Genomic DNA, 25649 nt, shown 5'->3' with positions numbered 1-25649 from the left:
CAACAATGCTGAGTTTGCGTCAACGCGAACAACGGCAGGCATGGGTGCTGCTGGCACCCATGCTGTTGGTGATGCTGTTGCTCACCGCATGGCCGCTGTTACGCACTATCTGGCTGAGCTTCACTGATGCCGCCTTAATAGGCAGCGGTGAAGCGCCGGGTTGGATTGGTTTTGAAAACTACCTGTTCGCCATCACCGATGCCGATTTTCGCAGTTCACTGTGGCGCACGCTCTACTTCACCGTCGTCTCGGTGGCGATTGAGGGGGTGATCGGCGTGCTGGTGGCGCTGTTGCTGAATCAGAAATTCGCTGGCCGTAACGTGCTGCGCGTGCTGGTGATTTTGCCATGGGCGCTGCCAACCATCGTTAATGCCATGATGTGGCGCCTGAACTTTAACCCCGATTATGGCAGCATCAACGCCCTGCTGACACAGCTAGGCATCATCGATGGCTATCGCAGTTGGCTGGGCTCGCCCGATTCGGCGCTTAATGCGGTGATGTTCGCCGATATCTGGAAAAACTATCCGCTGGTCACTCTGCTGGTGCTGGCGGCGTTGCAATCCATTCCTGACGATCTGTTTGAAGCGGCGCGACTCGACGGTGCGTCAGCATGGCGCCGTTTTCGCGCCATCACCTTCCCGGCGATTGTCGGTCCGCTTAGCGTGGCGCTGGTGCTGCGTACCATCGACGCCTTCAAAATCTTCGACATCATCTACGTGATGACGCGCGGCGGCCCGGTCGACAGTACCAAAACACTCAGTTTTTACGTCTATCAGGAATCGTTTAGCTATCTGCGTGCTGGCAGCGGCGCGGCCTATGCGATGCTGATGACGTTGCTGTGCGCAGTGCTGATCACGCTTTACATGTTGTTATTGTGGCGGCAACGCCGCAAAGGAAGCGCGCATGAAGGCTAAGTTACGTCATGTTGGCAAATACGCCGCCGCGCTGCTGGTGGCGATTTCCGTGCTGGCACCGATGGGCTGGCTGTTTTTGATGAGTGTCAGCGCCACCAGCGATCTGACCCGCGTGCCGCTGGAGTGGCTGCCGCGCCAGTGGGATTTCACCCGCTATGGCAAACTGCTGTCGCTCGAGCCCGGCCAGCCGGGCGTGCTGTTCCTGCATGCGCTCGGCAACAGTCTTTTGGTGGCAACCGGCGCAACGATAATCTGTTTATTGCTGGCGATTCCGGCAGCGTTCAGCTTCTCACGCTATCGCGGTCGTGATGGCTGGCTGTTCGCTTCGCTCGCCATCTATATGGTCCCGCCGGTGGCATTCGTTTTGCCGCTCTACTTCCTGCTACAGCAGTTCGATCTGCTCAACACCCGGCCAGGGCTTACCATCGTTTACTGCTCGCTGATTCTGCCGTTCCTCACCTGGATGTTGAAAAACCAGTTCGATACGTTGCCGCAGGATATTGAACAGGCAGCGCGGCTCGATGGTTTACGCGTCTGGCAGGTTCTGCTGCGCATTACGCTGCCGCTGGCAAAACCCGTTCTAGGCGCTGCGGCGCTGTTTGGCTGGCTGCTGGCGTGGGATGAGTTCTTCTATGCGCTGTTGTTCACCAGCAATATCGCGGCACAAACCCTGCCGGTCACCATTGCCGGGTTCACTGCCGGTCGGGCAACCGATGATGGCTTGATCGCCGCCGTCGGCATTCTGGCATCGGTGCCACCGCTATTTATTGCCATCTGGCTGCAAAAGACGCTGGTCAGCGGCCTTGCCAGTGGCGGGAGTAAAGGATGATGGAACATAAACTCACCGCCACGCTGTACGTGGTGGGCAATATTAATGTCGATTTGATTATGGGCACGCTGGATAGCTGGCCGCAGCGCGGTACCGAAGTGATGCTCAATCACAGCGAACTACGTCCTGGCGGATCGGCTGGCAACTGTGCGCTGGCGCTGGAAGCGATGCAGGTGCGCCATCGCGCCGTGGCGAATCAGGGTGACGATGGCCTGAGCGCCTGGCTGGCGAGCCATTTTCCGCACAGCGCCGCGCACTGGACGCGCTACAGCTGCGAAACCTCGCTCACCGTTGGCGTCACGCATTCAGATCACGAACGCTCGTTCCTGAGCAATCTTGGACATATCGTGAAACTCAGCGCGCAGGATGTGCTGGCGCAGCTACCCGCTGAAGCGGCTGACGGCGATATCGTTTTGCTATGCGGCACTTTCTTATGCCTGCGCTTGTATGACGAATATCCCGCGCTGCTTAGCGAGCTGCGGCAGCGCGGCTTTATCACCGCCGTTGATACCGGCTGGCCGCCGCAGGGATGGAGTGACGAGGTGCGACAGCAGGTGATCCAATGGCTACCGCTCTGCGACTGGCTGCTGCTTAATGAAGTGGAAACGCTGGGTCTGGGCGCCGCAAACAATCTGCCCGCCAGCGCACAAACCCTGGTTCAGCAGCTCAGCGGACGCGGTGGCTGCGTGGTGAAATGCGGCCCGCAGGGCGCACACTGCTGGCAGGCCGAACGCTCGATTAGCCAGCCTGCACGTCCGGTGACGGTGGTGGATACCATTGGTGCGGGCGACAGCTTTAATGCCGGCTTCCTTACCGCGCTAGTGCATCAGCAAGATCTCGCCACGGCTTTGCAATGGGGGATCGCGGTGGCGTCGCTGGCCATCAGCACCCTGCCGCGTCGCTATCCCGACTGGCATCAACTGCAACTTTCTCAGGAGTGTTAATTTATGGCCAGTGTTGAACTCGTAAAAGTGGCCAAACGCTACGCAAAACAGTCGGTGCTGCATCCGCTCGATCTCACCATTCCTGATGGCAGCTTTACCGTGCTGGTTGGCCCCTCCGGCTGCGGCAAATCCACGTTGCTACGCCTGCTGGCCGGTCTGGAAAGCCTGTCGGATGGCGCAATCTTGATGGATAACGTGCAGATCAACGATCGCGATCCGGCAGACCGCGATATTGCCATGGTATTTCAGAGCTACGCGCTCTATCCGCACTTAACGGTGGCGGAAAATCTGGCGTTCCATATGCAGGTGAAGAGGGTTAAGCGCGAAGAGCAGCAGAGTAAAATTGCGCGTATCGCCGGGATCCTCGGCATCGACAAGCTGCTGCAGCGCTACCCGCGCGCGCTTTCAGGCGGCCAGCGTCAGCGCGTAGCGATGGGCCGCGCGATGGTGCGTAATCCCAAAGTGTTCCTGTTTGATGAACCGCTGTCGAATCTGGATGCCCAGCTGCGCATGGAGCTGCGCGCTGAGATTAAATCGCTGCATCAGCGCTTCAAAACCACCATGGTTTACGTAACCCACGATCAGGTGGAAGCCATGACGCTCGCCGATCAGATTGTGGTAATGAAAGATGGCCGTATTGTGCAACAGGGCGCGCCGCTGGCGATTTACGATCGTCCGGCGGATACGTTTGTGGCGCGCTTTATCGGCTCGCCGCCAATGAATCTGCTACCGGCGCAGCTCAGCACGCGTGATGGCGTGCCCGGCGTGCAGTGTCAGGATCTGTGGCAGCCGCTGCCCGCACGCTGGCAGGCGGCGGCGCGTGAGCGTGAGGGTTCCGCCGTAACGCTTGGCGTACGTCCGCATGATTTGCTGGAGGCCAGCAGCAACGCAGCAGCGCAGGTGAACGTGGTAGAGATCACCGGCGAATCAACCCTGCTGCATCTCGACTGGCACGGCCATGCGTTGCATATGCAGGTTGCCGGTCGTCACCCGGCGGTGAGCGGCGACAGCATTATGCTGGGCTTTAACGCCGAGAAGATTCATCTGTTTGATGCGGAGACGGGACTTAGGTTAGGTGAGTCTTAATTTTTATCTTTCTCTGGCGCACATTTATGCGCACCAGAGTGTTGTAGGGTCGCCATTTATGGCGACCGCTTTACCCAATAAAAAAAGCCACCCGATACTGGGTGGCGAAATAATATTCATCTGATGCATAACAACGATATTCGCGAACGCTCGTTCCTTAAGCATTGCACATTGGATATTTTACGCTACCGGCTGTTTTATTCTGTCTTAGTCGTTTAAAGATCCTGTAAAACTGATCTCGTCTTGTAACGAATTAAATACATCTACCAGGTTTTTCCGATATTAAACTGGAACTGCTCCGACTTATCGCCCTCATACTTTTTAATCGGCAACGCATAGGAAAACACCAGCGGACCCAGCGGGGATTGCCATTGCAATGCCACGCCACTCGACACGCGAATCTGGCTTGGATCGCCATAATCCGGAATGCCTGCCGCTTTGGTCGCTGCCGTATTCTTCCAGTCGGTGTCCCATACTGTACCCGCATCGACAAAGAGTGAGGTGCGCAGAGAATCGGCATAGCGTTCGCTAATAAATGGCGTGGGGACAATCAACTCTGCACTGACAACCGCCATCGCATTGCCCCCTACCGCATCATCCGACTTTTCCACCGGACAGCCACCGTAGCTGCTTTCGCTGCCGCTACAGCGGTAATAAGCCGCTTTCGGACCGATGGTGTTGGAGGAAAAACCGCGTACTGAACTCGAACCGCCCGCGTAGAAGTTGTCATAAAACGGCACTTCATTGCCACCTAAGCCATCGGCATAACCGGCCTTGCTACGTCCCATCAGTACCCAGCGATGATCGCGGCTCAGCGGCAGGTAACCGTTGGCGGTCAGCGTGCTCTTGTAATAACTGTTGGTGGAACCGGGGATAGTCACTTTAGTGTTAAAACCGGCACTCACGCCCGATGTGGGGAAGAAGCCGCGATCCAGAGAGTTGTAGCTCCAGCCAATATTCCAGAAGAAATCATTGGCAGTGAATTTATCCGCAACCGTGGCATCATCGTCGTCGTCGTCACTGGTAATCACTTTCGGGTGAATGCCCTGAGAACCCAAGTAGCGCCACATTGCAACCTGCGGCGCCATATTGCTCACGCGGTTATAAACGTAATCTAGCCCGCTGCTCACCGTGCTGTTTTCGCTGATAGGGAAGCTTAAGGTGCTGCCCGCGCCGAAGCTCTTCAACGTGTACTCAGAGAGATCGTTATCTTCCGCGCTGTAATCGTTATAGAACAGCTTGCCGCCCAGACTCACGCCATCAACGGTGAAATAGGGATCGGTAGCGGCGATTTCAACATAGGTTTGATAGCTGTTTTTCGTACCGCTAAAGCTTACGGTATTACCGGTGCCCATCCAGTTATCCTGACTGACGCCAAGCTGATAGCTGATGCCGCTGTCGGTGCCGTAACCCAGTCCGACGTTGAAGGTGCCGGTATTGCGCTCCTTCACTTTGTACACCACGTCTACCTGATCCGGGCTGCCCGGCACACGTTGCGTCTCTACATCAACGCTTTCAAAGTAACCGGTACGATTGAGTCGCGCTTTACCCTGTTCCACTTGGTTACTTGCCAGCCAGGCACCCTCCATCTGGCGCATTTCACGACGTAACACAGCATCTTTCGAGGTGTCGTTACCGGAGAAGCGCACCTGACGCACCGAGAAACGTCGCCCCGCATCCACATTGATGTGCAGCTGCACGGTTTTATCGTTATCGTTAATCTCCGAGTGCGTCGTCACCTGCGGAAACGCATAGCCGTAACGGCCTAATACTTTTTTAATCGCTTCCTCATTTTGGGTGATTTTTGCTCCGCTGTATAATGTGCCCGCAGGGAAGCGCACCAGCTTTTCAATTTCCGCAGAGTATCCGGCCATATTGCCCGTCAAGGTCACGCCGCTAACACGATAAACATCGCCTTCATGAATATTTATTGTGAGGTAAATATGCTTTTTATCCGGCGTTAAACTGACTTGGGTAGAATCGAGATTAAATCGCGCGTAACCGCGGTCAAGATAATAACTGCGTAGCGTCTCTAAATCGCCTGAGAGTTTCTGTTTCTGATATTTCTGGTCAGCGACTACATTCCACCACGGCACATCATCGCGCAATTGGAAATGCGAGATCAGCTCGTCAGATGTGAAAGCATGATTGCCTACGATATTGATTTGCTGAATTTTCGCCGACACGCCTTCGGTGAAAATGAATTTCAGATCAACGCGGTTGCGCGGCAACGGCGTAACGACCGCTTTAACGCTAGCCGTGTATTTCCCAGCGCTATAGTAGAAATCTTCCAGCCCTTTTTCGATATCCGCAAGCGTGGTGCGGTCTAGCGCTTCACCTACGCGTACACCCGAAGCATCGAGGTTCTGCTTGAGTTGATCCTCTTTAATCGCTTTGTTGCCGGAGAACGAAATACTGGCAATGGCCGGGCGCTCTTTGACTTTGATCAGTAACATATCGCCGTCACGCAACACCTGCACATCTTCAAAGTTGCCGGTGGCGAACAGCGAGCGAATGGTATTGCGAATATCATCATCGTTGATGCGGTCGCCAACGCGCAACGGCATATGCAGCAGCGCCGCGCCGGGCGCAACGCGCTGGAGACCATCAAAGTGAATATCCTTGAGGGTGAAATCATCTGCACCAAAGGCAGTGGTGGTTACCATGAAAAGTAACCCGGTTAACATCTTCTTCATCTGCTATGAGCCTGCCGTTTTTCCTGTGCCTGATTCAAGCGCCTTGCTTCCACACCCCATAAAAACGGGCTGAACACGTGGTCCAGCCCGTTAACTGCGGCGATATGTTCCGGAAAAAAGACCGCTCAGCCAAAGGTAAATTCAGCGTAACTCACGGATTTTCGGTTGTTTTACACTATGGTGAAACGCTCCTGTCGAAATACCCTCACAAGAATTACCCTTCTGCCGCTACTGACTGAAACGTACGGCGATTAAGGCTGGTGAAAATCACCAGCAGCGCCATCATCCCCAGCTCAACGCCAAGCGTACCGGTAATCGCCGTTAGATGATTTCCGTGTGCATAGATCTGCGTAAATACGCCGCCAAGCAGCATCGGGCCTAAACCCAGCGCCGATTGCTGAACGGTTGATAACACTGCACTGCCCGCCCCCGCCTGATGATGCGGCACGCTACTCATACCGATGCGGTAGAAGGTGCTGACAATAAACGACTGACCAAAACCAATCAGCACCGTGGCGGGAATTAGCGTGAAAATGCCTACCTGTGGCCAGGCGAGTTGCAGCGTAGCGATTAACGCTACCAGGCCAACCATTTGAATACCGCAGCCCATCAGCAGAGCGCCGCGTTTTCCTAAACGCTCGACGATGCGGGTGGATTGCATCGCACCAATAAAATAAGCGGCGCCGAGCGCAATAAAAGCATTACCCGACTGGAACGCCGTCATGCCTAAGCCGGCTTGCAGCGTCAGCGCGACTGAGAACATAAACCCGCTCCAGCACGAGAAAAACAGCACCGCCAGCGTCAGGCCAAAGCGCACGCTGGGTAAACGCAGCAGCGAGGGTGGCAGCAGCGGTGCGCCGTTTACCGCTTCCAGCCGCAGCGAACTCTGGCGTAAACGGTGTAAAAATAGCGGGAACAGCACCAGCAGCAAGATGCATGGCCACGACCAGTGCAGCAGCGGCCCAAGCGCCAACGCCAGCATCAGGCAACCGATCGCACCTGCCAGCAGCAACGTGCCGCTAACATCGACCGGTACGCGCTGCGTGTTTTGCGTTTCTGGCACGAAGCGGCGCGCGGTGATCAGCACAAACAGGCAAATCGGCAGGTTAATCAGGAACACGCTGCGCCAGCCGTAACCGCCGATATCGGCTTTGATGAGAAAACCGCCCAGCACCTGGCCGATGATAAATGCCAGCCCACCAATGCCGCCGTACAAGCCGATGGCGCGTGCATGCGCTCGACCTTTCAAGGTGATGTGCAATGTTGCCAGGATCTGCGGCACGATAAAGGCCGCGCCAATGCCCTGCAGTGCGCGAGCAAACATCAGCAAACCAACGCTGTTGGCAATGCCGCATAATAAAGATGCAATACCAAAGATCCATACTCCCGCAAGGAACACGCGACGGCGTCCATAGTTATCGCCCAGCCGTCCGCCCATCGCCAGGCAGATGGCGAAGGCGATGCCATATACCGCGACAATCAGCGCCAGCTCAATCGCCGTGGCCTGCAGCGTGTGAGCCATCGCGTCTAAGGCCACGTTAACGATAGAAAAGTCGATCATGGGCAGCAGTTGCCCGGCAAGCAGGACCATCAATCCTGTGCGTTGAAGTTGCGATGTCTGCATCGGTTTTACCCTTGTTTTTCGTTTCAGTACGGCATAGCATCACCTAACCATTAAACGGGTACCAGTTCTTAATTATCATGGTATAAACACTACCCGTCTTGCTGAAGGATCTGTGTATGAGCCTGGCATCCGCGCCTGTTAGCACTGAACAAAACAATCGTAAGCTACTCGGTACGTTTCTACGCACGCGCCGCGAAAACCTCGATCCCAATCGCCTGGGTTTACCGCGCATGCGCCATCGCCGCACGCCGGGTTTACGTCGGGAAGAAGTTGCGCAGTTGGCGGATGTTGGCGTGACCTGGTATACGTGGCTGGAACAGGGGCGTGATATTAAAGCCTCGCCGAAAACCCTCACCGCCATCGCCGCCGCGCTGCAGTGCAACGATGTGGAAACTCAGCATCTGTTTTCCCTGGCCGGACATACATTACCGTCGGTGCGCGTGGTGGCAGCGTGCTGTAAAATTGCCGCACACAATCAGCAAATGCTCGATGCCATCCAGTTACCGGCCATTATTGAGACGCCGCGCTTCGATATCCTTGGCTACAACGCCGCGTGGTGTGCATTAATGGGCGTCGATTTAGCAGAGATTGCGCCAGAAGATCGCAACTGCATCTGGTTGGCGTTCAATCATCCCGCCTGGCGCCAGGCCATCAATGACTGGGATGAAGTGATGCCGCAAATGGTGGCGATGTTTCGGGGTCAGATGGGTGAACATCTTGGCGATCCGCATTGGGAAAGCTTTCTTGCGCGCCTGTTGCACAGTTCAGATGAGTTTGCGCACACCTGGCAGCGCTATGAGTTGGGCCAGGTGGAGAACCGCGTGAAACGTTTTTACCATGCGCAAGTGGGTGAACTCACGCTGCGGCAAAATAACTGGTGGTCCGCTTCGCGCAACGGTGACCGCCTGTTGGTGTATGTGCCGGACGATGAAATTAGCGCCTCGGCACTGCAGCAGTTGACCAAGCCGTGATCGGTTACGCCTTGCCCGTCAGCGCCGGGAGCGGGGTTTGCGGGCGGGCGCCCTTCTGGCTGGTTAAGAGAATCTGACCCAGTAAGCTATCTTGGTTCACCACACCATATTTCAGATTGGTGTCGAGATACTTGCGGTCAAATCCCGTCAGCTTAGTCAGCGGCGGTAAGACGGCAGGAAGGCGATCCACCATCAGCATGCGGCTCAGTTTTACCGGGCGCCACTTCACTAAACTCTGATAGAGCAACGCGCTGGCTTCGCATTTGCGCAGATAGAAATTGTACTGGTTATTTTCACGTAACGCCTGCTGCTGCGCGATATACACCACCAGATAATCCGGTGGCGTTATGCCCTGCACCAGGGTTGCGTAGTCAGGCAACGCCTGCAGGCGGCGGAAAAATTCATCAGCGCCGATCTCAACTATTGGCCGGAAATAGTGCAGCCAGCGTGCGATAAAAGGGTTATTTTTTGGCGCGGCCAAAAACCAGGATTCAACCACCGGATAGGCTTTGTCTAGCGTCGATCCATCGCGATAAAAAGCGATGAGGTCATAACTGTCATCAATATTTACCGCCAGCAGCTCATCCATCGTACGATTGAGAATAATGGTGGCATCCATCCAGATCCCGCCATAGCGGTGCAACAGTTCCAGCCTGATGACATCACTTTTGTGTGACGCACGCATATCCTGATGCACAAAATGCAGGTCTGGCAGGTAATTTTTAATATTCAGGTTATTGATAACCGTGACCAAATAACCTGGATTCTCACGGACGATTTTATCAACAAAAATCTGCACTTCTGCTGGCAGTTGTTCACTTTCCCAGTACATCCAGATTTGACGCGGAATGGCAGCAGGTGACGTCTGACGCGGCTGCAAATTGATATCCTGCTCCGCGGCCGGGTTGTAGTCGGGTAACGTTTTGCGTTTGGTTAGCTTTTTTTCCGCCAGTAGCCCGAGTGAAACCAGGTGTGTTTTTAGTTTATTTTTTTTCATTTCTTCTCCAGCAGGGTTGCTGCCAGTGATGTGATCATTGCTGTTAAAAAGGCCTACATCGGCGCTGCGCCAAACGGTCACAGAAAGCCAATAAAAACCCGGAAAATTGGCTCAAAATTAGCAAACGGCACCCATAACGACAATTTAATAAACCTGAAACGCGCCACTTTAAGAGAATACGCAGAGTGGAATAACGTGAACTGGCATTGATTTGTGCAACGCCACGCAAAGTAGAACATCTTACGAAAACGGTTAAAATAAATACTGTATATAAAACCAGTATGCAGTATACTTATTCGACAGCCACACGGCTGAGTAAGTCTGCAAGAGGTGCGAATAATGATGATCTCAACGGAAAGTCTGTCTGCTCTGAATTCATCAATGATGATGAGCAGCCGCGAAATAGCCAGCGTTACGGGTATTACTCACGGTGAAGTGAAGCGTCTGATCAAAAGCCTGGAAACTGCCCAGCGTCTTTCTCAGCCCATCACGGTAAATCTTTATGAGCATCAGGGTGAAATGCGTCAGGAGTTTCATCTCAACAAGCGCGATTCATTATTAGCCGTTGCGCGGCTCTCTCCAGGGTTCACCGCAGAGTTACTCGATCTTTGGCAAAAACGGGAACAGTTTACGCATTTGCCTGATTTCACTAATCCAGCTGAAGCAGCCCGTGCGTGGGCCGAACAATTTGAGCAGCGACGAGCGGCTGAGCAGCAACTCGCACTGTCTGCGCCCAAAGCCGAGTTTTTTGACCGCTTTGTTGAAATCGAAGATTCGCTCGGCTTTCGCCAGTTGTGCAAGATGTTGAAAGTCAAGGAAACGGAATTTCGTGAGTTCTTGCTGGAGCGCAATATCATGTACCGCGAGAAAGGTTCACTGGCACCGCAGCAGCATCACCTCCAAGCGGGTTACTTTACGCTGCGTTCTGGACATGCTGAGAATCAGCACGCGTTTTCTCAAGCGCGTTTTACCGCTAAAGGGGTGAAATGGGTCGCCAGTTTATGGGCGGGACATCTGTCGTCGCTACCGAAAGGCGTGGCTGCGTGAGATAAGATTTGGGTCGCCATAATTCGGCGACCTGACACATTATAGTGTCATCAACATCTCATGCCACGCCATGCCGCCATGATCGGACGCGGACGGTTTAACGTACTGATAACCCATTTTCTTATACAGTTCGACATGATGGGTTTTGCACATTAAGTGAATGGTTTGCTTGTCCATTTGCTTCATCAGCTGGACAAAATGGCGCATCAGCAGCGTAGCGTAACCTTTGCCTTGATATGCTGGATCGAGCACCACCGACATGATCACCGCGTTAGGCGCAGCCGGATCGTGGCCGATTAGCGCTTTGAATTCCTCATCCGACATCACTACATCCCACGCGCAGCCGCCATTGATAAAACCGATGACCTTGCCCTCTGCTTCCAGGCACAGGAAACCTTGCGGATACTGCGTAATGCGAGTCGCTATTTTCTCGCGGGTTGCCGCTTCGTCTCCTTCGTAAGCTTCTGTTTCAATGGCATAACACCGATCCACATCCGTAAGATTCGCTTCTCTAAATACTAACGCCGACACAACTTACCTCACTGCTTTCACCACTAAATGACGGCCATTCTAGCAGGCTGAAATGCGTGGTGCGCGTAAATGCGCACCTTACTACCTAGGGTCGCCGTCCCTGGCGACCGATACAAATCACCGAGATGCGTTATGCGATCGACACCACGCGATTCTCTCGCGCGCTGATAAACGCCGCATCCAGCACCGCCAACACTTCAATCGCTTGATCGGTCGTCACCGGGGGTTCGGTGCCGTTACGTACTGCATCAGCAAAGGCTTCATAATAAGCGTGATAGGCGCCCTGTTCAGATGGCACCGCTTCGTTGCCTTCGGCACGTTGCAAAACGCCCCAACGGTCGCGCTGCTCGTAACCCCATCCCGCCAAATCATCAGCGGGACGTTTACCCGCAAAAATCGCCTGCGCCTGCACATCGCTGCCCTGCGACAAATAACTGCCCTTCTCGCCGTACAGCCGCAGTTCGCGGCATACCATGCGGTTGAGTTTGGTGGCGGAAACATAGGAATGCGTGCCGTTATGGTGGGTCAGCGTCAGCACGAAACTGGCATCCGTTGGTCCTTCTGGTAATTCAACAATATCCAATTGTGCATAGACCGATTTTACCGGCCCCATCAGCCAGATGGCTTGATCAACAATGTGGCTGCCCAAATCGCGCAGCAGGCCTCCGGTTTCACCGCCTTCCAGCGTCAGGGCATCATCGAAATCCATGCGATTATGCAAGCGCCACAGTTTGCCAACGCGCTGTTCTTCAATCACTTTTTTCAGCGTCAGGATGTCAGCATCATAACGGCGGTTATGATAAACGCTCAGCACCACGCCTTTCGCACGCGCTGCAGCCGCCAGCTCGCGACCGGTTTTGGCATCCGGCGCGAAGGGTTTATCGGCGATCACCGCAACTCCCGCATCGATCGCTTCCAATACCAGCTCACGACGCGTCTGCGGTGGTGTAGTGATGGTGACGATATCCACACCCGCTGCCAGCATCTCTGTCAGGCTAGCGAAAATGGGCACATCGGGGAAATCCGCTTTCACTTTTGCAATAGTCGCAGGCGCACGAGCGACTATTCCTGCCAGCTCTAATCCCTGTGCTGCAACAATAAAGGGGGCGTGGAAATGTTTACCGCCGGTACCGTAACCCACAATGCCTATTTTCATGCTGCCTCCGTGTGAGATAAAAGAATCGTTAACCGCATTACCAATAACATATTAGTAACAAGTTAACGCGTTCATCCACGCAAAATTGGCATAAAAATATCATTTTTATAAAAAATGGCTTTACTGTGCCGCCGGTTTGCTCGGCAATCAAAGGTAAAATTTAGAGTGCGGTAATCATTTTCCCCTCGGAAAAATAATTGCGTAAATTTTCCAGTACATTACTCGTCATTTGCGCGCGGGTTTCATGCGTTGCGCTGGCAATGTGCGGTGTTAAAAGGACATTATCCAATTCACGCAGAGCGGGGTTAATCATCGGTTCATGTGGATAAACATCAAGTGCCGCGCCTTTTATGCTTCCCTGTTGCAATGCAGTGATGAGATCGGCTTCATGGATGACTGTCCCGCGCGCAATGTTAATCAGCACGCCTTCTTTGCCAAGCGCTGTCAGCACTTTTGCATCAACTAATTGCAGATTTTCCGCGCTGCCTGGCAATGCCAGCACCAGAAAATCACTAAAGGCGGCGAGCTGCTCAATGTTGTCGCAGCGCTTGTAGCTTATGTCTTTAGCCGTGCGCGCGGTGTAGGCAACCTGCATACCAAAGGCTTCGGCACGGCGCGCGATGGCTAAGCCAATCGCGCCCAGCCCAGCTATTCCGATGCGCTTTCCACTGGCGCGAGTGGAAAGTTCAACGCTGCTATTTTCCCATGCGCCAGCTTTCGCAAACTGATGATAGGCCACTAGATTACGAGAAAATGCCAACATCAGCGTCAGCGCTAAATCCGCCACATCTTCAGTGAGAATATCGCGGGTGATACTCACCTGAATGCCGTGTTTTGCAGTGTAGTCAAGGTCAATACGATCGGTGCCAACGCCAAATACCGCAATCGCTTTACAGGCGGGCAGTTGTTCCAGAATTGCGGTTTCTACACCAATATCACCGCGCGTAACAATAGCCTTAATCGCGATGCCATGCTGTTGAATAAATCCTACGGGATCTTGCTGCTCATATAAGCGATGACAGTGAAAGTGCTGAGTGAGTTTTTCATCCAGCTGCGGCATTAGCGGCTGAATAATCAGGATGGCAGGTTGCGAATTCGTCATTATATTTTCCATCAGGTGCATTTATTTATCACCAGCCTAACGGAGTTATGTATGTTACGACGCAGTTGTTACTTTTTTCGCTAATAAGATCACGCAGTAAATGGCATTAAATTCTCATATTCATTGCGGTTAATTTCAGCCCTTATGCGGGGCACGCGCTGGCGAACTCACCTTACGCAGTCTACGGTTAATCAAAAAAGTATAAAAATTTCACCAACCATGGATAGCCACTATGACCGCCCATGTCGACACCACAGCACACCAGGATAGCGAACTTCTTCAGCTGCAACAGATTTTACAGGCGCACCTTGAACATTTGTTGCCTGCTGGACAGCAAGCCGATCGCGTGCGAGCCGCTATGCGTGCCGGTACGCTGGCACAAGGTAAGCGCATCCGTCCTTTATTACTCATGCTAGCGGCGCGCGACATGGGTTGCGAGCTCACTCAACATGGCATTCTCGATCTCGCCTGTGCGGTGGAGATGGTACACGCGGCGTCTTTGATACTTGATGATATTCCTTCCATGGATAACGCGCAGATGCGACGTGGCCGCCCGACGGTGCATCGCGAGTTTGGTGAGAACGTGGCGATTTTGGCGGCTATCGCGCTGCTCAGTCGCGCCTTTGAAGTGATTGCGATTGCACCGGGTTTACCCGCGCTGCATAAATCTGAGGCGATTGCCGAACTCTCTTCCGCCGTTGGCTTGCAGGGCTTGGTACAAGGACAATTCCAGGATTTGCACAATGGTGCGCAGAGCCGAAGTCCGGAAGCCATCGCCCTCACCAATGAACTGAAAACCAGCGTGCTGTTTCGCGCCACGCTGCAAATGGCAGCGATTGCTGCGGACGCATCACCACAGATACGTCAGCGACTTAACTTTTTCGCTCAGGATTTAGGTCAGGCATTTCAGCTGCTCGACGATCTCGCCGATGGCTGCAAACTCACCGGCAAAGATATGCATCAAGACGAAGGTAAATCAACGCTGGTGCAGATGCTGGGTGCTGATGGCGCTGAACGGCGTCTGCGCGATCACCTCCGCAGCGCCGATGCGCATCTTGCCTGTGCCTGCGATCGTGGCATCGCTACCCGCCAATATATGCACGCCCTGTTTAACCAACAGCTGGCGATGTTCAACTAAGCGCGGATCCGCTGATGGGCCACTTTGCGGTGATTGCGCCTCCGCTTTATAGCCACTTTCATGCGTTGCAGGCGCTGGCACAAACGCTGCTGGCACGCGGGCATCGCATCACGTTTATTCAACAAGCCGATGCGCGCACTTTACTGAGCGATGAACGCATCGAATTTGTTACCGTCGGGCAGCAAACGCATCCGGCCGGCTCTCTGGCGCCGGTATTACATCGACTGGCCTCGCCGGGTGGCTTGTCGCTGTTTCGGGTAATAAAGGATTTGGCAGACTGTACCGATATGCTGTGTCGCGAATTACCAGAGCTGCTAAAGGCACTGAAAGTTGACGGCGTGATCGCCGATGAGATGGAAGCTGCGGGCGGGCTGGTTGCGGAAGCGCTGCATCTGCCTTTTGTCTCTGTGGCCTGCGCCTTACCGGTTAATCGCGAAGCGGGCATTCCCCTCGCGGTGATGCCTTTCCGTTTTGCACAGAATGAGAAAGCCTTAAAGCGTTTTCAGGCTAGCAGCGATATCTACGATCGCATCATGCATCGCCATGGCGAGGTCATTCTCAAACATGCCCGAGCGTTTGGCTTAACGGAACGGCGCGGTTTGCATCAATGTCTTTCGCCGCTGGCGCAAATCAGTCAGATGGTGCCTGCCTTTGATTTTCCACGTCAGCAGTTGCCGGACTGCTATCACGCCGTTGGGCCCTTACGCGAGCCGGTGTCAGTTGCACTGCTCAACGCGCCCTGGCCAGCGCTGCGTCAGCCGGTGGTATACGCCTCGCTCGGAACGCTACAAGGTCATCGCTTTCGCCTGTTTTTGCATCTGGCGCAGGCGTGCCGAAATCTGCGATTGTCATTAGTCATCGCACATTGCGGTGGTTTAAACATGCAGCAAACGCATCAACTTGAACTGGCCGGTGCTGCCTGGGTGACGGATTTTGTCGATCAACGCGCAGCGTTGCAGCACGCGCAGCTGTTTATTACTCATGCTGGATTAAACAGCGCGCTGGAAGCGCTGGCGTGCGGCACTCCGATGCTGGCACTGCCGATTGCTTTTGATCAGCCCGGCGTAGCGGCGCGGATTGAGTGGCACGGCGTTGGGTGCCGCGCATCGCGTTTCAGCGGAGTACATCGACTGGAACGGCATCTGCAAAAAGTGCTGGCAGACGGCAGTTATACGTTACGTATGTCAGCGATTCAGGCGCAGTTGCAGCGCGCAGGCGGCTGCCAGCGTGCAGCAGAGATCGTTGAACAAGCGCTGTGCCAGCAGCACGTTGTGCTCGCGGAGGCAACCTGATGCAGATGCAATACGATGTGATTTTGGTGGGAGCCGGGTTGGCGAACGGCCTGATCGCGCTACGCCTGCGTCAGCTGCAACCCGAACTAAAATGCTTGCTGCTGGAGAGTCACGCGCATCCGGCGGGGAATCATACCTGGTCCTTTCATCACAGCGATCTCACCGCTGAACAGTTGAGTTGGCTCGAACCGCTGATTTCGGTACGTTGGTCGGGTTATCAAGTGCGCTTCCCTGCGCTGCGTCGCACATTGAATGGGGCTTATGGTTCGATCTTCTCAGACGATTTTGCCCACAAGCTCGTTAGTGTAATGGGCGACGATCTATGGTGTAACGCGCCCGTCAGCCAGATGAGCCCTACGCAGGTGACGCTGGAAGATGGCCGCGAACTTCATGCGCAAGTTGTTATCGATGGCCGGGGATTGCAGCCTACACCGCACTTACAGCTCGGTTATCAGGTCTTTCTTGGCCAGGAGTGGCAGCTGGCGCAGCCGCACGGTTTACGACAACCGATACTGATGGATGCGACCGTCGATCAGCACGAAGGCTATCGTTTTGTTTACACGCTGCCGCTCAGCGCCGATCGCCTGCTCATTGAAGACACCTACTACGTCAATCAACCTACGCTGGCTGAAAACGCGACACGCCAACATATCGGCGACTATGCGCAGCAGCAAGGCTGGATGCTCAGCAGGCTGCTGCGTGAAGAGCATGGCGTATTACCCATCACATTAAGCGGCGATGTCGATCGGTTCTGGCAGCAGCAGCGCGGCCAGCCCAGCAGCGGCCTACGTGCCGGACTGTTTCACGCCACCACCGGTTATTCGTTGCCCTCCGCCGTAGCGCTGGCGGAGTTAATCGCAACCTCGTTGCCCACCGCGGCCGGCACTCTCAATCAGCACATTGAACGCTTCGCCCGTAATCAGTGGCGCGAGCAGCGCTTCTTTCGCCTGCTCAATCGCATGCTGTTTCTCGCCGGACCTCCTGAACAGCGCTGGCGTGTGATGCAGCGCTTTTATCGGCTCGATGCCGGATTAATTAGTCGCTTTTACGCCGGGCAACTGCGCCTGAGCGATAAAGCCCGAATTTTGTGCGGCAAGCCGCCGGTGCCACTCGGTGAAGCGCTGCGCGCGCTAATGATGACCTCAGCAACGCCAGGGAAGAAATAATGGAACGTAATTATGTGATTGGCGCAGGTTTTGGTGGGTTGGCGTTGGCGATTCGCCTGCAAGCAGCCGGCATCCCAACCACCCTACTGGAGCAGCGCGATAAACCAGGCGGACGCGCCTATGTCTACGAGGATAAAGGTTTTATCTTCGATGCGGGGCCGACGGTAATCACCGATCCCAGCGCCATTGAGGAGTTGTTCACGCTGGCGGGAAAATCACTCAGCAATTACGTCGAGCTGATGCCCGTAACGCCCTTTTACCGCCTGTGTTGGGAAGACGGTAAACAGCTTGATTATGATAACAACCAGCCGCTGCTCGAGCAGCAGATCGCCACGTTCAACCCGCAGGATGTCGCTGGCTATCGCCAGTTTCTCGCCTATTCTCGCGAGGTGTTTCAAGAGGGCTATCTGAAACTTGGCACGGTGCCGTTTCTGCACTTCCGCGATATGCTGCGCGTCGCGCCGCAGCTGGGACGTTTACAGGCATGGCGCAGCGTTTACAGCATGGTGGCAAAATTTATTCAGGACGATCACCTGCGGCAGGCATTCTCCTTTCACTCATTACTGGTGGGCGGTAATCCTTTTGCAACATCATCGATTTATACCTTGATTCATGCGCTGGAGCGCGAATGGGGCGTGTGGTTTCCGCGTGGCGGCACCGGCGCGCTGGTTAGCGGTATGGCGCGGCTGTTTGAAGATCTGGGCGGCGAGCTGCTGCTAAATGCCGAAGTGAGTCAGCTGGAAACCCACGACGATCGCATTAGCGGTATTCAACTGAAGGACGGACGACGTTTTGCGGCGGCGGCGGTTGCCTCGAATGCAGATGTGGTTCACACCTACGACAGGCTATTGCATCATCATCCGCAGGCCCGCAAGCGCGCCGCATCGCTAAAACGTAAGCGTATGAGTAATTCGCTGTTTGTTCTCTATTTTGGCCTGAATCATCCTCATGAACAGCTCGCGCATCATACAGTCTGTTTTGGTCCGCGCTATCGCGAGTTAATAGATGAAATTTTCAACAGCCGTGAGCTGGCAGATGACTTTTCGCTTTATCTTCACGCACCTTGCAGCAGCGATCCCTCGCTTGCACCGCCGGGCTGCGGCAGTTTTTATGTGTTAGCGCCGGTGCCGCATCTCGGTACCGCTGATATCGACTGGCAACAGGAAGGACCGCGCTTGCGCGATCGAATTTTTGCTTATCTGGAGCAGCACTATATGCCGGGACTACGTCAGCAATTGGTGACACACAGGATGTTTACGCCGTTTGATTTTCGCGACACGCTGCATGCCCATCATGGCTCGGCGTTTTCGCTGGAGCCGATTTTGACGCAAAGTGCCTGGTTCCGTCCGCATAATCGTGATGCTGATATCAGCAATCTCTATTTAGTCGGCGCGGGCACCCATCCCGGTGCGGGCGTGCCGGGAGTCATCGGATCCGCCAAAGCCACCGCCCAGCTGATGCTGGAGGATAGCGCTAAATGAATCGACAGCCGCTGCTTGAGCAAGTCACGCAAACCATGGCCGTGGGATCGAAGAGTTTTGCTACCGCCGCAAAGTTATTTGATGCACCAACGCGCCGCAGTACGCTGATGCTCTACGCCTGGTGTCGCCACTGCGACGATGTGATTGATGGGCAAACGCTTGGCGAAGCGGGCACGCAACACGCGATAGAGGATGCGCAGGCGCGCATGCTTCATCTGCAGATCGAAACGCGCCGCGCCTACAGCGGTGCGCACATGGATGAGCCGGCGTTTAAGGCGTTTCAGGAAGTGGCGATCATTCACCAGTTACCTCAGCAGCTGGCCTTTGATCATCTGGAAGGCTTCGCCATGGATGCGCGCGATGAACACTACGCAACCTTCGCGGACACGCTGCGTTACTGCTATCACGTTGCGGGTGTCGTCGGCTTAATGATGGCGCGCGTGATGGGCGTTCGCGATGAAGCGGTGCTGGATCATGCCTGCGATTTAGGTTTGGCCTTTCAGCTAACGAATATTGCGCGCGATATTGTCGAGGATGCCGAAAATGGTCGCTGTTATCTGCCGCAATCCTGGCTTGATGAAGCAGGATTAAATGGCGCTACGTTGAGCGCTCCACAGCACCGAACAGCCCTGGCAACGCTGGCTGCGCGTTTAGTGGCGGAAGCGGAACCTTATTATCAATCTGCGCGATCTGGCTTACCTGGATTGCCGCTGCGTTCGGCGTGGGCCATCGCTACCGCGCGCGGCGTTTATCGCGAAATTGGGGTGAAAGTCCAGCACGCTGGCGCGCATGCCTGGGATACACGCCAACGCACCAGCAAAGGAGAGAAGCTGGCTCTGCTGTTGAAAGGCGCAGGGATGGCGCTCACTTCGCGCGTGGCGCATCCTGAGCCGCGTCCGGCTGGTCTGTGGCAGCGTCCTCGTTGAGTTTGCGTCCATGGCGCTGGCGGCTATGCTCATTACCGAATTCATGCGGGTAAGGCTATTTGCTTTGCGAAGATGACAAATTCCTTAAACGAAATTCAGAAATTTGTATTCTTTAAATAAGCGATAGCCTTGTCGTATAATTAAGCCCACGCACTGATGATTTTTTTCATTCGTATAAAGATATTTTTTTGCAAGGTTTTAATTTTTAATAAACCATAGATAGGGATCTAATAAAATGAGCAGGATGCTACAATGTTTTTTCAGATTTTCCATTTGGCTATTCCTTTCCTCCAGCATACCTCTCATTCTGATTATAACCGTTGGCTCTCTTTCCTATGATCGCTGGCCTGACCATGCATGGAATATCACTGCCGTATGTGCAGTCGTTATTTTCATAATTGACTTTATTATTGTGAAAAAATACTGGAAATGAAAATCTAACTTTGCCTTGAATGAACGATAGCAATGTTAGATTTTCTTTGTGAAGAAGGTAAAAGATCGGTACCTAAAGTGAAGATGACGAGTATTTGCTGCTGAAAAAGTCGAGCACCGGCCCATCACTTTACGCGTGAATTTTTACGCGCCGCGTCCGGCTGGTCTGTGGCAGCGTCCTCGTTGAGTTTGCGTCCATGGCGTTCGCGCAACGCGGTTTGCAGCTTGCTGAGTGGCGGTGCGTAAAGGAAGCCGAAGGAAACACAGCCTTCACGTCCACGCACCGCATGATGCATACGATGCGCCATGTATAAGCGCTTGAGATAGCCTTTGCGCGGAATGTAGCGGAAAGGCCAGCGTTGATGCACGAGTCCATCGTGCACCATAAAATAAAGCGCGCCGTAGGCCGTCATGCCCGCACCAATCCACTGCAGCGGCCACAAGCCCTGCACGCCGACATAAATCAGCACAATCGCCAGCGCGGCAAACACCACCGCATATAGATCGTTAAGTTCAAACTTGCCGCTGTGCGGTTCATGATGCGACAAATGCCAGCCCCATCCCCAACCATGCATGATGTATTTATGCGAAAGCGCCGCGACGATTTCCATCACCACCACGGTTGCCAGCAAGATAAGCACGTTCCATAACCAGAGCATTGTTCGTCCATTTGTGGGAAAAGGGGAAATACTAAAGGTGGACGCGGATAGCGGATGGCGCAAGGTAAGATGATTGAGTTTTTCAGGTTTATAGGAGGCGCGCACTGAATTATCAGTAAACATCACACATACTCATCACGCATGTTTATACACGTGTACCGTACACGGGGAAATTATGCCATCTACATCTGTAAGACAAAAAAAACAGTCAGTGTGACACTTGAACCCACATTGCTTGAACAAGCGAGAGAAGCTGGCCTTAATCTATCAGCAATCCTCTCCCGAGCTTTGCAACATGAGATCCGAGCAACAGAAGCAGAAAGATGGAAGCGTGAAAATAGCGAAGATTTACAAGAGTTGAACCGCATCATCGAAGAGCATGGATTATTGTCGGATGAATACAGGACGTTTTAGCAATGCAATATTTCATTTATCGCAACACCAACAAGAATAGCGAATACTCTTTTTTGATAGATGCCCAAAGCGAGATTATCGGCGAGCTGGCCTCGCGAATCGTTATTCCACTTTATCCCGTTAATCTATTCAAAAAAAACCAAGTGAAGCGACTCAATCCGGTGATTAATGTTGAAGGTGAGGAATACTTAGTCATGACCCACGAAATGGCTAGCGTACGCGAATCACTTCCCGGCGATCAAGTTATGGATGCGCATGTTGATCGACAGCGCATTAAAGATTCGATTGATTTTATCTTCGATGGGTTCTGAGAACTTTACATCAGTACATCCCCTCGTTAGTATTGCCCTCCTTTCAGCGGCCTGCGCCGTTGCGTAAGCGTTAACGTCAACCAACGCACCATATGCAGACTTGGTCTGCCTCATTGCTATGGTGCGAAAAGATGACCCATACCGTTTTATCTGCGAATCCTGCCCTGCGTCGTTCTGGTTTTTTCCTGTTCTTGTTGCTGCTGACGGCGGCCAATTTGCGCACGCCGATTACGGCGGTGGGTCCGGTGCTGGAAAACATTCGTCTGACGTTTGGACTGAGCGCCAGCGCGGCAGGCGTGATTAACTTCTTACCGCTGCTGATGTTTGCCACCTTAGCGCCACCGGCTGCATGGTTCGGCAATCGCTTTGGTCTGGAGCGCAGTTTGTGGGGCGCACTGCTGCTGATTACGCTGGGATCGGTGCTGCGCATTAGCGGCAGTGAAAATGCCTTATGGGCTGGCACCGTGATTCTCAGTTCCGGTATCGCTGCCGCCAATGTGCTTCTGCCGCCGCTGATCAAGCGTGATTTCATCGAGCACACCGCGCGTTATATTGGACTGTATGCGATGACGATGGCGATTACTGCCAGCATCGCTTCTGGCGTGGTGGTGCCGCTGGCAGAACTCAGTAGCGCAGGTTGGCGTCTATCGCTGGCGGTATGGCTGATTCCGGCCGTAATTGCGCTGCTCGCCTGGCTGCCGTATCTGAAAAAATCCGCCACTCATAAAAAAGGCACAGCCAGCGCCGTTCCCACGCGATCGCCGTGGCGCGCCGCATTAGGTTGGCAGGTTTCCCTGTTTATGGCTTGTCAGTCGCTGGTGTTTTACACCTTAATTGGTTGGTTCACCCCTTTCGCACAGGACAGCGGCATTAGCCAATTGGAAGCTGGCGGCATGCTGTTCGTTTATCAGGTAGTGGCGATCGTTTCGAATCTCGCCTGTATGAGCGCCCTGAAGAAAATGCGCGATCAGCGCGCGATGAGTTTCCTCGCGTCACTTGCCATCTTGCTGGCCGTGGCTGGATTGCTGGCTGCGCCAAATTACGCGCTGCTGTGGCTGATTCTGGCTGGGCTAGGCGCGGGGGCATCGATGGTGATTTGCCTGTCGCTGTTTAATCTGCGCACCGCGGATCATCTGCAGGCCGCGAAGTTATCGGGCATGGCGCAGTGCGTTGGCTATGGATTGGCGGCACTCGGACCGTTGTGCTTTGGTCTGTTGCATGACATCAGCGGCAGCTGGCAGTGGCCACTGACGATGCTATTAGTGATTGCGGCTGTGCAGATGGTGGTGGCCACGCTGGCGGGCCGCGCGCGGGTTATTTAGGGTGGAACGCATTTAGCGTGGCGGTGGTGAGCGCATCATGCTCAGTCGCACTCAACAACGAATCCAGCAAACCGGGAAAACGCGCATCCAGATCGTCGCGTCGCAGTGATAATAAATTTTCACGGCCAGAGGGTTTCTGCCAGATAATGCCGCCCTCGCGCAGTACGCGCCAGTGGTGAGTTAAGGTGGATTTCGATACGCCTTTCAGCAGCGATCCGCAGGTATGTTCACCGCCATCCGCCAGAATGCTGACTACCGTCATGCGCATTGGATTGCCCAATGCCGCCAGCACATTTTCCAGCCGAATCTCCTCGCGTGATGGATGATTCTCTCGCATTACCTGCCCCATTCATTCGTGTAAACACGAATTATCAGGGCATCGCCTCGCGATGTACAGAACACGGCGAGCGGTTACCCGCCGCGAACTGCACCTTACTGGCTAAGGGTTTGCTTGAGTGCTGCAATCGATGACGTAATTCCCGCATCCACCGACATGGTAAGATCTTCCATCTCCAGCGATACCCAATCGTTGTAGCCCACCATGCGCACCACCGAGAAGAACTCCTTCCACCACTGCAAATCCTGGCCGCAACCCACCGCAACATAGTTCCAGGCGCGGTTGGCAACGTCTTCCACCGGTTTGGTTTCCAGTAAGCCGTTAATGTTCACCAACCCACGTTCCAGCCGCACGTCCTTGCCGTGGCAGTGATGAATCGCCGGGCCGAGCGCACGCGCCGCGGCAATCGGATCGGCTCCCATCCACAGCAGATGGCTGGGATCGAGATTCAGCCCAACCATATCGCCCACCGCATTACGCAGACGGAACAACGTTTCCGGATTCCACACCAGCATCGAGCTGAAGTTTTCCAGCGCAAACTTCTCCACGCCGCTCTCTTTAGCGCGCGCCACCAGCCCTTGCCAATAGGGAATCGCCACTTCATTCCACTGATAATCGAGGCAGTTTTTCAGCGTGGGCGGCCAACTCACGGTGTAAGTGATCCAGTTGGGAATGGTGTCATGGGGGCTGGCTGGCGGGAGACCACTCATCATGACGATTTTTTTCACGCCCAGTTCACCGGCCAATGCCAACGCGTTTTCCGTATCGCGCTTGTGCTTATTGCCCAGTTCGCCCGGGTCGAGCGGATTTCCCGACACATTCAGCGCCGCAATCGACATGCCGCGACTCTCCAGCGCCCTGAGTAGCTGTTGACGTTGCGTGGCGCTGCCCAGTAGCGTTTCAGTGCGCAGATGCGGTGCCGGTGACCAGCCGCCGGTGGTCATCTCAACGCCATAAACGCCAAGCTCCAACAGTTTATCCAGCATTTGTTCAAACGGCAGATGACCCAGGCTATCGGTACAGAAAGAGAGTTTCATGGCATTCCTTATTCGTAATTAACCCAGCTCGCGCCGTTATCCGCAGACCGTACGCAGTTTTCGATCCAGCGCACCCCTTCGATCCCGGCGTTAATATCCGGGTAGATCAGGTTGTTGAGTGTCTGCTGATCACCGCGCTGCGTGGCGCTGATGGCGATAGCAAATTTGAGATAGATGTTGGCCCAGGATTCCGCCAGCCCTTCGGTGTGCAGCGCCCCGAGACGTTCATCTGCCAGGGCGCTTTCATGCAGATATGGCATGCCGTGATGCATGATCTGATTCGGCTGGCCCTGCACTTCATACTTCAGCTCGCCTGGGTTGTAATCGCTCCACTCCAGGCTAGCGCGTGATCCGATCACGCGAATGCTTTGGCTATCCATCGAACCGGCATTAATGGATGACGCCCACATGCGCCCGACTGCGCCGTTGTCGTAGTGCATCAACACCATGGCGTTATCTTCCAGCGGTGCTCGGGAAGGAATAAAGCTTTGGCGATCGCACAACAGCGATTTCACTTTCAGCTGCGGCAGCACCAGCTGCGAAATGTAGAAGGTGTGTGTAGAGATGTCGCCGAGCACGAATGAAGGCCCGGCGATTTTGGGATCGACGCGCCACTTTTGCGCTTCGCTGAACTTGTCGGCGCTATCATTAGCGCTAAAACCGTGGGTGTATTGCAGCTCAACCATGCGTACATCGCCGATTTCGCCATTGGCGATCATTGCGCGCATCTGCATTAGCAGCGGATGTCCGGAAAAACCGTAGGTGACACCGACGATCAACCCTTTCGCCGCCGCCAGCGCTTTGATTTCCTGCGCTTCGGCACGGGTGAAAAACAGCGGCTTTTCGCAAATCACGTGAATACCGGCATTCAGAGCGGCTTTGGTGATTTCATAATGAGTGCCATTTGGCGTGGCAATAGATACCACCTCCACGCCATCCTCCCGCTTCGCCTCTTCGGCCAGCAATTGCTGATAAGTGTCATAGCAGCGTTCTGCCGCCAGGCCGAGATTGATGCCGAAATCGCGTCCGCGCTCGGCATCAATATCAAACGCGCTGGCCACCATTTGATAAGCGGTATTATCTCGCAGCGCACCGGAACGGTGTTTATAGCCAACCTGGCTCAAACGACCGCCGCCGATCATGGCCCAGCGCAGTGGACGTGGGATACTCTTTTCACCGTTGAGCATAGCAACTCCTTTTTGCACCCGGGTGCAATTTGAAATAAAGTAAGATGGAA

23 protein-coding genes and 1 pseudogene are annotated in these 25649 nt (G+C 54.2%); 14 read left to right on the top strand and 10 right to left on the bottom strand.

Features of this window, described 5'->3' with window-relative positions; genetic code table 11:
* Positions 1 to 5 precede the first annotated feature (5 nt).
* Genes ACIP6T_RS12320 through ACIP6T_RS12305 form a run of 4 tightly spaced genes read left to right on the top strand, consistent with a single transcriptional unit; the run spans position 6 to position 3773 of the window.
* On the top strand, positions 6 to 914 hold the full coding sequence (locus ACIP6T_RS12320; RefSeq protein WP_064739811.1) for a carbohydrate ABC transporter permease: 909 nt from the start codon (positions 6 to 8) through the stop codon (positions 912 to 914).
* A complete protein-coding gene (locus tag ACIP6T_RS12315) occupies positions 904 to 1743 on the top strand; it encodes a carbohydrate ABC transporter permease (protein ID WP_097098154.1) in 840 nt (279 codons plus the stop codon). The genes ACIP6T_RS12320 and ACIP6T_RS12315 overlap by 11 nt, the downstream gene beginning before the upstream one ends.
* A complete protein-coding gene (locus tag ACIP6T_RS12310; RefSeq protein ID WP_400457952.1) occupies positions 1743 to 2687 on the top strand; it encodes a carbohydrate kinase family protein in 945 nt (314 codons plus the stop codon). The genes ACIP6T_RS12315 and ACIP6T_RS12310 overlap by 1 nt, the downstream gene beginning before the upstream one ends.
* A 3-nt stretch (positions 2688 to 2690) precedes the next feature.
* Complete coding sequence (locus ACIP6T_RS12305; RefSeq protein WP_345830399.1) at positions 2691 to 3773, top strand: sn-glycerol-3-phosphate ABC transporter ATP-binding protein UgpC; 1083 nt, start codon at positions 2691 to 2693, stop codon at positions 3771 to 3773.
* Between the two features lie 263 nt (positions 3774 to 4036).
* On the opposite strand, the gene bamA is transcribed toward ACIP6T_RS12305, so the two are convergent.
* Positions 4037 to 6469, bottom strand: a complete 2433-nt coding sequence (bamA, locus tag ACIP6T_RS12300) for an outer membrane protein assembly factor BamA (RefSeq protein ID WP_345830398.1) — start codon at positions 6467 to 6469, stop codon at positions 4037 to 4039.
* Between the two features lie 214 nt (positions 6470 to 6683).
* Positions 6684 to 8093: an MFS transporter gene (locus ACIP6T_RS12295; protein ID WP_400457403.1), complete on the bottom strand. Its 1410-nt coding sequence runs from the start codon at positions 8091 to 8093 to the stop codon at positions 6684 to 6686.
* 116 nt (positions 8094 to 8209) lie between these two features.
* On the opposite strand from ACIP6T_RS12295, the gene ACIP6T_RS12290 reads away from it, so the two are divergent.
* Positions 8210 to 9064 carry a helix-turn-helix transcriptional regulator gene (locus ACIP6T_RS12290; RefSeq protein WP_345830394.1) on the top strand — a complete coding sequence of 285 codons (855 nt, stop codon included), beginning with the start codon at positions 8210 to 8212 and terminating at the stop codon, positions 9062 to 9064.
* Positions 9065 to 9068: 4 nt separating this feature from the next.
* Here the strand turns inward: ACIP6T_RS12290 and ACIP6T_RS12285 are convergent, their stop codons facing one another.
* Complete coding sequence (locus tag ACIP6T_RS12285; RefSeq protein ID WP_345830393.1) at positions 9069 to 10061, bottom strand: capsular polysaccharide synthesis protein; 993 nt, start codon at positions 10059 to 10061, stop codon at positions 9069 to 9071.
* A 339-nt stretch (positions 10062 to 10400) separates the two neighbouring features.
* On the opposite strand from ACIP6T_RS12285, the gene ACIP6T_RS12280 reads away from it, so the two are divergent.
* A complete protein-coding gene (locus ACIP6T_RS12280) occupies positions 10401 to 11108 on the top strand; it encodes a phage antirepressor KilAC domain-containing protein (protein ID WP_176519238.1) in 708 nt (235 codons plus the stop codon).
* 39 nt (positions 11109 to 11147) lie between these two features.
* Here ACIP6T_RS12280 and ACIP6T_RS12275 read toward each other — a convergent pair whose 3' ends face one another.
* From ACIP6T_RS12275 to ACIP6T_RS12265, 3 genes are all read right to left on the bottom strand, one after another.
* The gene (locus ACIP6T_RS12275) at positions 11148 to 11639 is read right to left on the bottom strand and encodes a GNAT family N-acetyltransferase (RefSeq protein ID WP_400457400.1); all 492 of its coding nucleotides are present in this window, start codon (positions 11637 to 11639) and stop codon (positions 11148 to 11150) included.
* A gap of 130 nt (positions 11640 to 11769) precedes the next feature.
* Positions 11770 to 12795, bottom strand: a complete 1026-nt coding sequence (locus ACIP6T_RS12270; protein WP_400457398.1) for a Gfo/Idh/MocA family oxidoreductase — start codon at positions 12793 to 12795, stop codon at positions 11770 to 11772.
* 160 nt (positions 12796 to 12955) lie between these two features.
* Entirely contained in the window at positions 12956 to 13897 is a 942-nt protein-coding gene (locus ACIP6T_RS12265) for a 2-hydroxyacid dehydrogenase (RefSeq protein WP_345830386.1), read from the bottom strand.
* A 232-nt stretch (positions 13898 to 14129) separates the two neighbouring features.
* On the opposite strand from ACIP6T_RS12265, the gene ACIP6T_RS12260 reads away from it, so the two are divergent.
* Genes ACIP6T_RS12260 through crtB form a run of 5 tightly spaced genes read left to right on the top strand, consistent with a single transcriptional unit; the run spans position 14130 to position 19900 of the window.
* Entirely contained in the window at positions 14130 to 15035 is a 906-nt protein-coding gene (locus tag ACIP6T_RS12260) for a polyprenyl synthetase family protein (protein WP_097098163.1), read from the top strand.
* Between the two features lie 14 nt (positions 15036 to 15049).
* On the top strand, positions 15050 to 16327 hold the full coding sequence (locus tag ACIP6T_RS12255) for a glycosyltransferase (protein ID WP_400457395.1): 1278 nt from the start codon (positions 15050 to 15052) through the stop codon (positions 16325 to 16327).
* A complete protein-coding gene (crtY, locus tag ACIP6T_RS12250; RefSeq protein ID WP_400457392.1) occupies positions 16327 to 17493 on the top strand; it encodes a lycopene beta-cyclase CrtY in 1167 nt (388 codons plus the stop codon). The genes ACIP6T_RS12255 and crtY overlap by 1 nt, the downstream gene beginning before the upstream one ends.
* On the top strand, positions 17493 to 18974 hold the full coding sequence (locus ACIP6T_RS12245) for a phytoene desaturase (RefSeq protein ID WP_400457389.1): 1482 nt from the start codon (positions 17493 to 17495) through the stop codon (positions 18972 to 18974). Before crtY ends, ACIP6T_RS12245 begins: the two co-directional genes overlap by 1 nt.
* Positions 18971 to 19900: a 15-cis-phytoene synthase CrtB gene (gene crtB, locus ACIP6T_RS12240; RefSeq protein ID WP_345830380.1), complete on the top strand. Its 930-nt coding sequence runs from the start codon at positions 18971 to 18973 to the stop codon at positions 19898 to 19900. Before ACIP6T_RS12245 ends, crtB begins: the two co-directional genes overlap by 4 nt.
* A 557-nt stretch (positions 19901 to 20457) precedes the next feature.
* Here the strand turns inward: crtB and ACIP6T_RS12235 are convergent.
* Positions 20458 to 20991 (bottom strand): sterol desaturase family protein, encoded by a 534-nt coding sequence (locus ACIP6T_RS12235; RefSeq protein WP_345830379.1) that lies wholly within the window; start codon positions 20989 to 20991, stop codon positions 20458 to 20460.
* Positions 20992 to 21166: 175 nt separating this feature from the next.
* Between ACIP6T_RS12235 and ACIP6T_RS12230 the strand changes: the two are divergent.
* The 3 genes and pseudogenes from ACIP6T_RS12230 (at position 21167) to ACIP6T_RS12220 (ending at position 23038) form a co-directional block, all read left to right on the top strand.
* Positions 21167 to 21405, top strand: a pseudogene (locus ACIP6T_RS12230) (type II toxin-antitoxin system CcdA family antitoxin).
* Between the two features lie 2 nt (positions 21406 to 21407).
* Complete coding sequence (locus ACIP6T_RS12225) at positions 21408 to 21716, top strand: CcdB family protein (RefSeq protein WP_345830377.1); 309 nt, start codon at positions 21408 to 21410, stop codon at positions 21714 to 21716.
* A 131-nt stretch (positions 21717 to 21847) separates the two neighbouring features.
* A complete protein-coding gene (locus tag ACIP6T_RS12220; RefSeq protein WP_400457385.1) occupies positions 21848 to 23038 on the top strand; it encodes an MFS transporter in 1191 nt (396 codons plus the stop codon).
* Here the strand turns inward: ACIP6T_RS12220 and ACIP6T_RS12215 are convergent.
* From ACIP6T_RS12215 to ACIP6T_RS12205, 3 genes are all read right to left on the bottom strand, one after another.
* Complete coding sequence (locus tag ACIP6T_RS12215) at positions 23031 to 23375, bottom strand: ArsR/SmtB family transcription factor (protein ID WP_400457383.1); 345 nt, start codon at positions 23373 to 23375, stop codon at positions 23031 to 23033. The genes ACIP6T_RS12220 and ACIP6T_RS12215 overlap by 8 nt on opposite strands.
* 95 nt (positions 23376 to 23470) lie before the next feature.
* Complete coding sequence (locus ACIP6T_RS12210; protein ID WP_400457381.1) at positions 23471 to 24412, bottom strand: sugar phosphate isomerase/epimerase family protein; 942 nt, start codon at positions 24410 to 24412, stop codon at positions 23471 to 23473.
* Positions 24413 to 24420: 8 nt separating this feature from the next.
* Positions 24421 to 25599 carry a Gfo/Idh/MocA family protein gene (locus ACIP6T_RS12205; RefSeq protein WP_400457379.1) on the bottom strand — a complete coding sequence of 393 codons (1179 nt, stop codon included), beginning with the start codon at positions 25597 to 25599 and terminating at the stop codon, positions 24421 to 24423.
* Positions 25600 to 25649 lie beyond the last annotated feature (50 nt).

Source organism: Pantoea sp. NPDC088449, assembly GCF_044753225.1.
GTDB classification, from domain to species: Bacteria; Pseudomonadota; Gammaproteobacteria; order Enterobacterales; family Enterobacteriaceae; genus Pantoea; species Pantoea floridensis.
The sequence above is the reverse complement of the archived record's forward strand: the minus strand, read 5'-3'. Positions and strand labels throughout refer to the sequence as shown.